This window comes from Nocardia australiensis (assembly GCF_020733705.1).
Taxonomy (GTDB): Bacteria; Actinomycetota; Actinomycetes; order Mycobacteriales; family Mycobacteriaceae; genus Nocardia; species Nocardia australiensis.
The window spans coordinates 43,827-56,145 of the sequence record NZ_JAJFZM010000008.1; the positions used below are offsets into that span (position 1 = coordinate 43,827).

General features: G+C 63.9%; 12 protein-coding genes. 9 read left to right on the plus strand and 3 right to left on the minus strand.

The genetic code is table 11. The features are described 5' to 3' along the window. Positions 1-19: 19 nt before the first annotated feature. The 8 genes from LKE06_RS25525 to LKE06_RS25560 all read left to right on the plus strand — a co-directional run bounded on the left by LKE06_RS25525 (position 20) and on the right by LKE06_RS25560 (position 7,556). Positions 20-1,069 (plus strand): NADH:ubiquinone reductase (Na(+)-transporting) subunit F, encoded by a 1,050-nt coding sequence (locus LKE06_RS25525; RefSeq protein ID WP_228001910.1) that lies wholly within the window; start codon positions 20-22, stop codon positions 1,067-1,069. 28 nt (positions 1,070-1,097) lie between these two features. Then, the gene (locus LKE06_RS25530; RefSeq protein ID WP_228001911.1) at positions 1,098-2,231 is read left to right on the plus strand and encodes an aromatic/alkene monooxygenase hydroxylase subunit beta; all 1,134 of its coding nucleotides are present in this window, start codon (positions 1,098-1,100) and stop codon (positions 2,229-2,231) included. Beyond that, entirely contained in the window at positions 2,231-2,581 is a 351-nt protein-coding gene (mimD, locus tag LKE06_RS25535) for a propane 2-monooxygenase effector subunit MimD (RefSeq protein ID WP_228001912.1), read from the plus strand. The genes LKE06_RS25530 and mimD overlap by 1 nt, the downstream gene beginning before the upstream one ends. A gap of 150 nt (positions 2,582-2,731) precedes the next feature. Beyond that, positions 2,732-3,730 (plus strand): amidohydrolase family protein, encoded by a 999-nt coding sequence (locus LKE06_RS25540; protein ID WP_228001913.1) that lies wholly within the window; start codon positions 2,732-2,734, stop codon positions 3,728-3,730. A gap of 1 nt (position 3,731) precedes the next feature. Continuing rightward, positions 3,732-4,427, plus strand: a complete 696-nt coding sequence (locus tag LKE06_RS25545) for a metal-sulfur cluster assembly factor (RefSeq protein ID WP_228001914.1) — start codon at positions 3,732-3,734, stop codon at positions 4,425-4,427. Beyond that, on the plus strand, positions 4,424-5,449 hold the full coding sequence (locus LKE06_RS25550; protein ID WP_228001915.1) for an NAD(P)-dependent alcohol dehydrogenase: 1,026 nt from the start codon (positions 4,424-4,426) through the stop codon (positions 5,447-5,449). Before LKE06_RS25545 ends, LKE06_RS25550 begins: the two co-directional genes overlap by 4 nt. Positions 5,450-5,493: 44 nt before the next feature. After that, the gene (gene groL, locus LKE06_RS25555) at positions 5,494-7,143 is read left to right on the plus strand and encodes a chaperonin GroEL (protein WP_228001916.1); all 1,650 of its coding nucleotides are present in this window, start codon (positions 5,494-5,496) and stop codon (positions 7,141-7,143) included. An 89-nt stretch (positions 7,144-7,232) separates the two neighbouring features. Further along, a complete protein-coding gene (locus tag LKE06_RS25560; RefSeq protein ID WP_228001917.1) occupies positions 7,233-7,556 on the plus strand; it encodes a putative quinol monooxygenase in 324 nt (107 codons plus the stop codon). 7 nt (positions 7,557-7,563) lie between these two features. Here the strand turns inward: LKE06_RS25560 and LKE06_RS25565 are convergent, their stop codons facing one another. Beyond that, the gene (locus LKE06_RS25565; protein ID WP_228001918.1) at positions 7,564-8,385 is read right to left on the minus strand and encodes a class I SAM-dependent methyltransferase; all 822 of its coding nucleotides are present in this window, start codon (positions 8,383-8,385) and stop codon (positions 7,564-7,566) included. 170 nt (positions 8,386-8,555) lie between these two features. On the opposite strand from LKE06_RS25565, the gene LKE06_RS33360 reads away from it, so the two are divergent. After that, positions 8,556-9,236 (plus strand): GbsR/MarR family transcriptional regulator, encoded by a 681-nt coding sequence (locus LKE06_RS33360; RefSeq protein ID WP_372477428.1) that lies wholly within the window; start codon positions 8,556-8,558, stop codon positions 9,234-9,236. Positions 9,237-9,312: 76 nt separating this feature from the next. On the opposite strand, the gene LKE06_RS25580 is transcribed toward LKE06_RS33360, so the two are convergent. Beyond that, positions 9,313-10,803, minus strand: coding sequence for an alpha/beta hydrolase (locus tag LKE06_RS25580; RefSeq protein WP_228001919.1), 1,491 nt, complete (start codon positions 10,801-10,803; stop codon positions 9,313-9,315). 111 nt (positions 10,804-10,914) lie between these two features. After that, positions 10,915-12,291: a fosfomycin efflux MFS transporter AbaF gene (abaF, locus tag LKE06_RS25585; protein WP_305082815.1), complete on the minus strand. Its 1,377-nt coding sequence runs from the start codon at positions 12,289-12,291 to the stop codon at positions 10,915-10,917. Positions 12,292-12,319 lie beyond the last annotated feature (28 nt).

Sequence of the window (12,319 nt, forward strand, 5' to 3'; positions counted from 1 at the left end):
CGCAGAGAAGAGACCTCCCATGGGTGACACCCACCGCATCAGATTCGAACCGGTCGATCTCGAGATCGAGGTCACCGAGGACGAGACCATCCTGGATGCCGCGTTCCGCCAAGGCGTTTCGCTGATGCACGGTTGCCGCGAGGGCCAGTGTTCGGCATGTAAGTCGTTCCTGCTCGACGGTGACGTGCAGATGGACCGCTACTCGACCTTCGCGCTCGCCGACTATGAGAGCGAGGAAGGCTATGTGCTGCTGTGCAAGTCGCATGCCTACAGCGACTGCGAGATCGAGCTGATCAACTTCGACGAGGACGAACTGCACAATGCCGTTCCCTTGCAACAGGTCCGGACCAGGGTTATCGAACTCGCGCCGCTGACCAACGACATCGTGTCGCTCAAGCTGGCACCACTCGAGCCCGGCCGCTACGAATTCAAGCCGGGACAGTACTCGGAGGTGTTGATACCCGGCACCGACGAGCACCGCTCGTTCTCGATGGCCACCACCCCCGCGACGCCTGGCGTCATCGAGTTCATCATCAAATGCTATCCAGGCGGACGCTTTTCGGCGCTGCTCACCGACGGGCTGGTCGTCGGCGACGAGTTGGTGCTGCACGGACCATACGGATCGTTCACCGTCAAACCGGACGCCACCCGCGACATCGTCTGCATCGGCGGCGGCGCGGGCATGGCCCCGATCCTGTCGCTGCTGCGCCATCTCGCCGAGATCGAGAGTCCTCGCCGGGTTCGGTTCTACTACGGCGCCCGCACCGTGAACGACCTGTTCTATCTGCCCGAGATCGCCGAGCTCGCAACCGGCTCGGCCGACTTCGATTTCGTGCCAGCGCTATCGGAAGAGACTGCGGCCGACTGGGATTCGATCGGCGTCCGCGACGGTGACTTCGGATTCGTCACCGACGTCGTCGATCGGCGCGAAGCCGATCTCACCGACGCCGACATCTACTTGTGCGGGCCGCCTCCGATGGTCGACGCCGCGCTGGCCCTGCTCGACAGCAAGGGCGTGGCCCGCGAGCGCATCCATTTCGACAAGTTCACGACTGCGGTTTCGCCGTAGATCCGGAGAGAAAGTGAGTACATCAACGATGAGTGCACCTGCCGCCGATCGAGCCGCGACAGCGAAACCACCGCGTAGCTTCCCGAAGCCGCAATTCACCGACGCCGAGGCCGGGGCGCTGGAGTTCCCGAGCTCGAAGAGTCGCTCCTACAACTACTTCACGCCGGCCAAACTGCGGGCAACCACCTACGAGGACGTCACCTTCGATGTCCAACCCGACCCGGATCGGCACCTGACCCAAGGCTGGATTTACGGCTTCGGCGACGGCCCCGGCGGCTACCCGCAGGAGTGGACCGCACTGAAATCCTCGGACTGGCACCGCTTCCGCGACCCCAACGAGGAGTGGGAACAGACGATCTACCGCAACAACGCCAATGTGGTGCGGCAGGTTCAGCAAAATCTCGACAACGCCAAACTGGTCGACGCCTATCAGTCGTGGACACCGAGCTGGGCACGGTTCGTCGAACGCAACCTCGGCGCGTGGATGCACGCCGAGAACGGAATCGGGCTGCATGTGTTCACCGCGGTGCAGCGATCGGGCCCGACCAACATGATCAACACCGCGGTCGCGGTCAACAGCGCCCACAAACTCCGGTTCGCCCAGGACCTGGCGCTCTACAACCTCGACCTGAGCGAATCGCTGGACGGATTCGACGGACAGGCGCATCGCACGGTGTGGCATGAGGATCCGGCCTGGCAGGGCGTGCGTCGCAACGTCGAACTGCTCACCGCAGCTGGGGATTGGGCCGAGGCCGTCTTCGCCACCAACATCGTCTTCGAGCAGCTGGTCGGGGTGCTGTTCCGCAGCCATCTGGTTATGCAGATCGCCGCCCGCAACGGCGATTTCGTGACACCGAGCCTGGTCGGGTCCGGTGAACACGACTACAACCGCGACCTCGGCTACACCCGCACGCTGTTCTCATTGCTCACCCGTGACGATCAGCACGGTCCGCACAACCGTGAGCTGTTGGCGAAATGGCTGGCGAAATGGGTGCCGCTGAGCATCGCCGCCGCACGTGAGCTGCAACCGATCTGGTCGCATCCGCAAGAGCGAACCGTCCCGTTCACCCAGTCCCTCGAAGCCGCCAAGGCGGGCCTGCGCAGCGTCCTGGCCGACCTCGAGCTGGAATTCGACCTCGACCAGACCAGGGAGTTGTCCTGATGAGTACCGCAATGGAATTCGGCGCCGGCGTGGGTTCGTCGAATAAATGCGGCGTCACGCTGATGAACAACCAGAACGGTTACGTTGTGGCGGAGGTGATGGGCGTCAAGGACGGCGTCACCATCACCGAATACCCCTCAATGATCCGGGTCGACGGCACCGGCGTACTCACCTTCGACTTCGACGAGATCACCGGCGCACTCGGGGCACCGTTCGACCAGTCCGATTTCGAGGAGATCATGTCCACCCACTACGGGCGGATGGTGCATTTCGATGACCGGACCATGCTCTTCGCCAATCCCGAAGACGCAGCGGAATACATCGGTTTCGACCTGAAGCCCGTCCAATGACGCACACGATCCCCGCTGGCGCGGTCACCGGTGACCTCCGGGCGGTAATCGCTCGCTTGGAGGCCGCCGGGTGGCGCATCGATGAGTTGCGGTTCTCCGCCCCGATGCCGATGCCACCTCGCAAAACAACGAAATATCAACGGAGACAACATGTATAAGAAGGACGGCGAGAGCTACTACATCGTCGACGCGCACGTCGCGCTGTGGGATGCTCGGCCGGAGAACCAAAGCAATATCCACGGCAAGCAGTTCATCGACTGCTTCTACGACTACCACCGCAATCTCAGCCCCGAATCGGAGTTGTGGTCCTACGAGGAGTACCTCTACTACGGCGGCGAACGGTTGCTGAAGGACCTGTTCGTCGACGGCTACGTGGATCACGCGATCTTCCAACCGGCTCGGCTCGGCGAGTTCTACCGCAACGGCTTTGGGCAGACCGAGGAGGCGTTCGCCCTGGCGCAACGCCATCCCGGCAAGCTGACCTACAACCACAATTGGGATCCGCGCTTCGGGGAGGCCGGTCTGGAGCAGTTGCGCCGCGATGCCGAACGGTTCGGACTCAAGGGCGCCAAGCTCTACACCGCCGAATGGCACGGCGACTCGCGCGGGTACAAGCTCGACGACCCCTGGTCCTACCGTTACCTCGAGGCAGCCCAGGAATTGGGGATCACCAATATCCACATTCACAAGGGGCCGACAATCCGTCCCCTGGACCGGGATGCCTTCGATGTCGCCGACGTCGACAAGGTCGCGACCGACTTCCCCGAGCTGAACTTCATTATCGAGCACTGTGGTCTGCCGCGTCTGGAGGACTTCTGTTGGATCGCCACCCAGGAGCCCAATGTGCACGCGGGGCTTGCCGTAGCCATGCCCTTCATCCACAGCCGGCCGAGGTATTTCGCGGAAATCATCGGCGAACTCCTGTACTGGCTTGATGAGGATCGCATCCAATTCTCCAGCGACTACGCGCTGTGGACGCCGAAGTGGTTGGTGGAGAAGTTCGTCGACTTCCAGATCCCGGAGGACATGACCGAATACGCGCCCCTCACCGTGGCGCAGAAAAAGAAGATCCTGGGTCTGAATGCCGCCAAGATGTACGGGCTCGAGGTGCCCGCCCATCTCGATCTGGTCGAACCGTCGGTGGTTTGACATGAGCACTTCCGTTGTCGATCGCGTTTGGGCGGCGCTGGACACGGTGCGCGACCCGGAATTGGATGAATCGATTACCGCCCTGCGATTCGTTTCCGAAGTCCGGGTCGACGAGAACGGCGGGGCGCGGGTGCGGTTGCGGTTGCCGACGTACTTCTGTGCACCGAACTTCGCTTATCTGATGGTCGCCGATGCCCACGACGCGGTGGGCTCAGCCAATGGGGTCTCGACAGTCACGGTCGAGCTGGAAGATCACTTCGCCGCTCAGGAGATCAACGCTGGCGTCGCCGCTGCGGCCGGGTTCGTCGGCAGCTTCCCGGCCGAAGCTGCCGACGAACTCGGCGACCTGCGGGTGCGCTTCCAACGCAAGGCGTACATCGCCGCGTTGGAACGTGCAGTCCGGACGCTGGCAGCGGCCGCAGCGATCCCTGACACCCCAGATCGGCTGCGGCTCGGCGATATTCCCGCCGGACCGGAACAGCAATCCCTGCACCGCCGCCGCGCCGCGATCGGGCTCGGCTGGGATCCGGGAGACCCACTGCTGGTCGACGAATTCGGCGCGGTCATCACGGCGGACGGGGCCGCGAAGTACCTGCGGTTCGCGCGCACGGTGCGGGTGAGCATCGAGGGCAACGCACATTTCTGCCGTGGTCTGCTCGCGACCCGATACGACGACACGAACGGAGCAAAGTTATGAAAGCCGTGCAACTACCGGCCTATGAAGCCAAACCGGAACTGATCGAGGTTCCCGAACCACGCATCGAGACCCCGCTCGATGTTGTCATCCGAATCGGTGGCGCCGGTGTCTGTCGCACCGACCTACATATCATTGAGGGGCAATGGGCCACCAAAAGCGGTGTGGCACTTCCCTATACGATTGGACACGAGAACGCTGGATGGGTCGAGGCGGTGGGATCGGCCGTCACGAACGTCGCGGTCGGCGACCCGGTCATCCTGCATCCGCTGATCACCTGTGGGCTGTGCCGGGCCTGCCGCGCCGGTGACGACGTACATTGCGGGAGTTCGCAATTCCCGGGCATCGACACCGACGGCGGCTACGCCGAATACCTGCGCACCGCCGCACGGGCGGTAGTGAAACTCGATCACGGGCTCGCCCCGGCCGATGTCGCCGCGCTGGCCGATGCCGGACTAACCGCTTACCACGCGGTGGCAAAGGCGGCACGGCAGCTGCGGCCGGGCGACACGGCGGTTTTGATCGGCGCAGGCGGACTGGGCCACATCGGAATTCAGGTCTTCACCGCACTGTCACCAGCGAAAACCATTGTCGTGGACCGATCTCCGGACGCACTGGTGCTGGCAGCCACAATCGGGGCACACCACACGGTGCTCGCCGATGGCAGTGAGATCGAGCAGGTACGGGAACTGACCGACGGGCACGGCGCGGAGGCCGTCCTCGACTTCGTCGGCGAGGGCGGCGCGATCGAGGCCGGTGTGGCGATGCTGCGCCGCGCGGGCAACTACTACGTCATCGGCTACGGCGGCGTGCTGTCGGTGCCGACGATCGACGTCATCTCCACCGAAATCAATTTCATCGGAAACCTCGTCGGCTCCTACAACGATCTGGTCGAGCTGATGGCGCTCGCGGCGCAGGACAAGGTGCGCCTGCACACCACGAAATACCCACTCACCGACTTCGCAACGGCGCTACGGGACCTCGACGCCGGACAGGTCCGGGGCCGAGCGATCCTCGTGCCTTGATCGGGCCGGATAACTAACGAACATCACGAAAAGGTGCGTGCGACATGGCAAAAGAACTACGTTTCAGCGGCGACGCCCGCGGGCTGCTCGAGGCGGGCGTCAACGCGCTCGCCGACGCGGTCAAGGTGACACTGGGCCCCAAAGGGCGCAACGCGGTGATCGAAAAACTCACCGGCGCCCCCACGATCACCAACGACGGGGTCACCATCGCTAATGCGATCCAATTGCGAGATCCCTTCGCCAACATGGGAGCTCAGCTGGTCAAGGAAGTCGCGACCAAAACCAATGGGGTCGCGGGCGACGGCACGACGACCGCAACCGTGCTTGCGCAAGCGATGGTCCGCGAGGGGCTGCGTGCCGTCGAGGTCGGTGCGAATCCGATTCAGCTCAAACGCGGTATCGAGCGCGCCACCGACGCGGTCGTCCAGGTGTTGTGCGAGCGCACCCGACCGATCAGCGGTATCGAGGATCTGCGTCATGTCGCCATGCTCTCGGCGAATAATGACGCCGGAATCGGTGACGTCATCGCCTCCGCACTCGATCGGGTGGGCGCGAATGGTGTTGTCACCGTTGAGGAATGGCCTCAGCTCGGGCTCGGTCTCAGCTATGTCGACGGTGTCGAATTCGACCACGGGTACCTCTCGCCCTACTTCGTGTCCGACAAGGAACGCATGGAGGCTGTGCTGGACAACGCCTATGTCCTGCTCACCAACCAGAAGCTCTCGACGGTCCAGACACTCATGCCGGTGCTGGAGCAGGTACAGCGGGCCAAGCGTCCATTGCTGGTGCTGTGCGAAAACATGGACGGCCCGGCCCTGAACATGCTGGTGACCAACAACATTCACGACACGTTCCGTTCCGTAGTTGTACGGGCACCCGGATTCGGGCATCGTCGCATCGCCGAATTGGACGATCTGGCAGTGTTGCTCGGCGGCACCGTCGTCAGCGACGAATCCGGGCTGGCACTCGAGAACGTTCGCATCGAGCACCTCGGACAGGCCAAGAAGGTCACGGTCACCGAACGGTCGACCACTCTCGTCGACGGAGCCGGTACCCCTGGAGGCATCGTGACCCGTGTCGGTCAGCTCGAACGTGAACTCGACCGTGCCGAAAACGACCATGATCGAGACAGTCTGCAGGTGCGGATCGCTCGCCTGTCCGGTCGAGTCGCGGTGGTCCACGTCGGTGCCGCCACCGATGTGGAGCTCAAGGAGAAACTGCATCGGGTGGAGGATTCGCTGTCTGCCACCCGCGCCGCGATCGAGGAGGGAGTGGTTGCCGGCGGCGGCACCGCGCTACTGCAGGCCCAACCGGTTCTGGACCTGCTCGAACTGACCGGCGATGCCGCCGAGGGCCGGGATATCGTCCGGCGCGCGGTCGAAGAGCCACTGCGCTGGATCGCCATCAACGCAGGCTACGACGGGGCCGAAGCGGTCGCCAAAGTTGCCGAACTGCCTGTCGGCCATGGTTTCAACGCCGTCACCGACACCTACGTGAACATGTTCGGGGCCGGTGTGATCGATCCACTCAAGGTCACGCGCTCCGCCCTGCAGAGCGCATCCTCGATCGCGGCCTTGTTGCTGACCACCGAAACCCTCGTCGTCGAGGAGATCTTGGTCAATCCGGGCTCGATCATCGCTCCCGGCTTCGGAGACCTGGCCGAGGGCATGGTGCGGCCCTCCAACATCTACTGAACCGGGGCCCCTCCGATGAACCACCTCCCGGCAGCCCGGTGCCCAACACAGACTCGACGAAGTAGCCCCCACCTCCGGAAAGGACCGCAATGATCTTCATCGTCGTAAAATTCCAGACCAAGCGGGAATGGACCGACCGCTGGCTGGAGCTGGTCGCATCGTTCACCGCCGCCACCCGATCCGAGGCGGGCAACATGTGGTTCGAATGGTCCCGTAGCGTGGCCGATCCAGCAGAATTCGTACTCGTAGAAGCGTTTCGGGACGATGCGGCCGGGCAGGAACACCTCGACAGCGACCACTTCAAGACGGCGATGAAAGACCTGCCTCAGGCCCTCGTGTCCACACCGAGGATCATCAGCCAGTCGATCGACGCCACAGGATGGTCCGAGATGGGCGAGATGACACTGCCGTAGGGCGCGGTCAGAACTGGTATCGCAGAACCGTGGTACCCCGGCGGGAAAGCGCGCGGCTGAGTCCGAACAGCCGGGTGACCAGGCGCAGCGCGGGCGGCAGCATGGCGACCTCCGGTGCCCTGGTCAGCAGGATTTCCTCGACCAGACACAGCCGGGGTTCCCACCGCTCGACATCGTGTGGATCGTCGAACCCGGGGTTGGCCATCACGTCGGATATGGAATCGGTGCCCTTGTAGTGCCGCACCGCCCACACGTGGAATCGGGTGTAGGCGTTGAAAGCCAGTTCCCCACTGGGAAAGTGGTCGGTGAGCCGATGCAGGAGCGACTCCACGACGTCCTGGGCGAGGAAGGCGATCAGGCCATCCGCGACCATTACCGCAGGCCGGTCGGCCGGGATCTGCGCGAGCCAGTCCGGATCGGCGAGGTCGATCCTGATGTTGTGCACGTTGGGCCGAGGCTCCATTACCTGTCGCCGTACGTCGATCACGGCGGGCAGGTCGATGTCGTACCAGTCCACAGTGGATGGCGGGTCGACGCGGCGGATCCTGGTGTCCAGCCCGACGCCGAGATCCAGCACCACCGCGTCCGAATGGCGCCGGATGAACCGAGCGACGATCTCGTCCATCCGCTTGGCCCGCACCGCGATATCGAAGGTCTTGCTCGGCGCCATCGGGAAATCGGCCAGGTCGTACCCGATCAGCTCGGCCACCTCGGCTGAGGCGGTGTCGCCGAGGAACGGCCGGGACGCGCGACTGTCGAGAGCGCGCCCTCCGAGCGTCAAGTACAAGCTCCGCTCCACTGCGGTGAATTCCGGCAATGTGATCCCCACGCGAACCTCCATATTTTGTTTCAACAACTCGAAACTACGTTGCGTTTCTACTTTCGTCAAACATGCAATTTACGCTTGTCTACCAGGTGTAAGTTCAGATAGATTGCAATGACTGACAGCAGATGCAACGCAACAGGATCGTTGCAATGATGAGATCGAGGAGGACCGCCGTGCCAGGCAGCCGCCTGACCCATGCCGACCGCACACGCATCGCCGAAGGACTGGCCGGCGGCCTCGGCTACGCCGAGATCGCCCGCGAGTTGAACCGGCCGACCTCGACGATCAGCCGGGAGGTCGGTCGTAATGGCGGCCCGCACCGCTACCGCGCGGACGAGGCACAGCATGCGACCCGGGACCGGTCCGGCCGGATACGCGGCGAACCGGACACACGCCCCGCCCCGGACTCGGTCCGCGCGTTCACCGACGGGTTCGCCGCAACCATGGTGAGCACCGGCCTGCCCCGAATGCCCGCGATGGTGCTGGCCTGCCTGCTCACCAGCGAAAGCGGCGAATTGCCTGCCGCGGAACTGATCCGGGGGCTGGGAGTCAGCCCAGCGTCGGTATCCAAAGCGGTGGCCTACCTGGAGGACATGCAGCTGATCCGCCGGGAACGCCGCACCCCCGACCGTCGCGAGCGCTACATCATCGACCAGGACGTCTGGTACCGCGCGTTGGCCAGGGAGGTCCTGGTCTGCGCCACCTGGGCGAGCGCGGCCCGCGATGGCGCGGAGTTGCTCGGCGACACCCCAGCGGGCACCCGGCTGGACCAGGTGCATCAATACTTCGAACACGTAGGCGCGGACTTGGCCCGCTCGGCCGAACATTGGCGCCAGGTGTTCATCGCCGACTGAATGGCGGCGCGTGGACCATCACGCCCCTCGAGACCTGGCTTCAGAACCTACCACTCAGTCCACCGAGCGCTGCGGTCTACCCGATTGGCTGATCCAGGTAACAGGTCACGTCGGCGTTCGGCAGTTGGCCTTCGGCGAGGTACCCGTTGATGGTGGTGTTCACGCAGTTGCTGAGGCCGGGGGTGAAGGTGCCGTGCTTTCGCGCGTCGCGCAGGGTCACCAGGCGGGAGCCGGTCATATTGTGGTGCAGGTGAACAGCTCCGGGGTATGGAGTGCGTGGGTCGCCGGTCGCCTGCACGATGAGCGCGGGCACCGCGTTCCGCACGAGCGTCGGCGGTTCTACCGGCTGTGGCCAGAACGCACAGGGCTGAATGTTGTTGGCCAGCGCACCGAATACCGGTTGCGCGGTGCGAGTGCGCTCGATGTTGCGCCAGTACCATTCCGGATCCCTGGGTGCCTCGGCGTCGCCGCAGGCGATGTCTGCTTCGGCGGAGTTCTCGCCGGATTGCAACGCCTGCAATAACTCCCGGAGCAGCGAAGTACTCTGCGGCGCGGGCGTTGCGGCGGCCGCGTCGGAGATCGCGCGCACCGCTTCGGCGAGAGCGTCGTTCAATCGGAAACTCCTGAGCGAATTGTGCAGCACAAAGGGAAACAGATGGTCGTCGAGTACACCGCCGTCGACGACTATCGGATTCTGCCCGGCATGGCGGAGCAGATCCTCGACCAGCGCTCGCACCTGCGGGCCACTCTCACCCAGGTGGTACCGGTCATCCTGGGTCGCAACCCAATTCGCCCAGTCATCGAGTGCGAGCTCGTCGGCCGGTCCCCAATTCTGAACCAAGCCCTCCCAGTACCTGTCGGGATCGATCGCGCTGTCGAGCACTATCCGATCGCTCCGCTCCGGGAACATCTGAGCGAACACCGCACCCAGGTAGGTTCCGTAGGACAATCCGTAATAACTAACCTTCCGCTCCCCCAGCACGCTGCGGATGAGATCCATATCGCGTGCGGTGTTTCGGGTGGTGAGCTGGCGCAGCTTTGTCACATCGCCCGCCAGACAGGTGTCGGCCATGCGCCGCGCGACGGTGACCTCGCGCCGGAAGCCTGCCTCATCCATGCCCGCGGATCGGATCATCTCCGGCACCGGCCAACCGCACAGACCCGCCCGGCCGGATCGCCCGACGCCCCGGGGATCCATGCCGATCAGGTCATAGCGTGCCCGCACTTGCGGCGTGATCACGTCACCGAGCAGATACTCACTGTCGAGCCCTTCCGCGCCGGGACCGCCCGGGTTGGACATCAGGATGCCCCGGCGCTGCGCCGGGTCGACGGCTTTGATCCGCGAGATAGCCACGATCATGGTCCGCCCGCCGGGCCGGTCGTAGTCGAGCGGCACGCGCACGTCGGCGCATTCGGCACCCGCCTTGACCAGGCCATCGTCTTCGCATGCTCGCCACCGCAAATGCTGGTGATAGAACCGGAACGCATCGCTGTCGCCCGACACCGTGAGCAGTGCCGCGGCCGAGCCGACCACAATCAGGAATCGAATCAGGATCGCCCGCTTCATCGGCACCGCGGAACTACGTCAAACCTGTTGGCCCGCAAGGCGTCAACTCGACCGAACACGGCGCGAACACTATCACCCAGACATGATCTACCGACCAGTCGAACGTCGGCATCAGCGCTCGGCAGCCTCGGCATCGACCGTCCGTAGCGACTTGCCCGCTGTCTCTTTGGCAAAACCGACGGCAATCACCGAGATCGCGGCCGCGGCGACCAAATACAGGGAGATGGGGATCGAGCTGTGGAATCCATTGAGCAGGCTGATGGCGATCAGCGGCGCCAGCGATCCGGCCAGAATCGGTGCGACTTGATAGCAGAACGACAGTGCCGTGTAGCGGATATGCGTGGGGAACATCTCCGTCATCAGCGCGGAATACGGTGCGTAGGTGAGGGATTCGATCGCGAGGCCGAGGGTGATCGCGACAATGATGACCGCGTAGTTTCCGGTGTCCATCATCGGAAAGGCAAGGAATCCCCATCCGGCCGTGAGCACCGCGCCCGTCAGATAGACGGGCCTGCGGCCGATCAGATCCGAGAGCAGTCCCGCGGCCGGAATCATGAAGAAGTGCAGCAGGTGCGCGGCGAGCATCAGCGCGAGGATGGGCGCGGTGTCCACTTCCACGACGAGTTTGAGATAAGTGATCGAGAAGGTCACCACGATGTAGTAGAGGATGTTCTCGGCGAAGCGCGCACCGATACCGATCAGCACTTCGCGCCAGTGCCGGCGTAACACTTCCAAGATGCCGAGCGAGCGGCTGCGGTCCGCCTCCATGCGAGCCTGCGCCTCCTGGAAGATCGGTGCGTCATCGACGCTGGAACGCACCCAATATCCGACGATCACCACGACGGCCGACAGCCAGAAGCCGATGCGCCAGCCCCAGGACAGGAACTGTTCGTCGGAGAGATTCGCCGACAGCACCAACAGCACAACGGTGGCAAGAACATTGCCGAGTGGCACTCCGGCCTGCGGCCAACTGGCCCAAAATCCACGCCGATCGTCCGGACTGTGCTCGCTGACGAGCAGCACCGCGCCACCCCATTCGCCGCCGAAGGCGAACCCCTGGATCAGTCGCAGTGTCACCAACAGGATCGGCGCCCAGTACCCGATCGCGGCAAAGGTCGGCAGACAGCCCATAAGGAATGTGGTGATACCGACGATGACCAGGCTGAGCTGCAGCAGCGCCTTACGTCCGACGCGGTCACCGAAATGTCCGAACAGCAGTCCGCCGAAGGGGCGCGCGAGGAAACCGACCGCGTACAACGCGAACGCGGCGATGATGCCGTCGACGGCATTACCGCTGGACCGGAAGAAGACGTGACCGAAAACGAGCGCCGACGCGGTGCCGTACAGGAAGAACTCGTACCACTCGGCGACCGCACCCGCCATGGCCGCGGCCACGACGCGGCGTAGTCCCGAGGGTCGCGATCCGGCAGGATCGCGCAGGTCAGGCTCGGGTTTCGGTGTTGTCGCGGCGTTTTCGAGAGCGGTCATGTGTTCACCTTCGAATCGAACGGCGCAG

Coding starts and splice junctions, on each gene's coding strand:
- LKE06_RS25525 (WP_228001910.1), top strand. CDS start 20: ATGGGTGACACCCACCGCATCAGATTCGAACCGGTCGATCTCGAGATC.
- LKE06_RS25530 (WP_228001911.1), top strand. CDS start 1,098: ATGAGTGCACCTGCCGCCGATCGAGCCGCGACAGCGAAACCACCGCGT.
- mimD (WP_228001912.1), top strand. CDS start 2,231: ATGAGTACCGCAATGGAATTCGGCGCCGGCGTGGGTTCGTCGAATAAA.
- LKE06_RS25540 (WP_228001913.1), top strand. CDS start 2,732: ATGTATAAGAAGGACGGCGAGAGCTACTACATCGTCGACGCGCACGTC.
- LKE06_RS25545 (WP_228001914.1), top strand. CDS start 3,732: ATGAGCACTTCCGTTGTCGATCGCGTTTGGGCGGCGCTGGACACGGTG.
- LKE06_RS25550 (WP_228001915.1), top strand. CDS start 4,424: ATGAAAGCCGTGCAACTACCGGCCTATGAAGCCAAACCGGAACTGATC.
- groL (WP_228001916.1), top strand. CDS start 5,494: ATGGCAAAAGAACTACGTTTCAGCGGCGACGCCCGCGGGCTGCTCGAG.
- LKE06_RS25560 (WP_228001917.1), top strand. CDS start 7,233: ATGATCTTCATCGTCGTAAAATTCCAGACCAAGCGGGAATGGACCGAC.
- LKE06_RS25580 (WP_228001919.1), bottom strand. CDS start 10,803: ATGAAGCGGGCGATCCTGATTCGATTCCTGATTGTGGTCGGCTCGGCC.
- abaF (WP_305082815.1), bottom strand. CDS start 12,291: ATGACCGCTCTCGAAAACGCCGCGACAACACCGAAACCCGAGCCTGAC.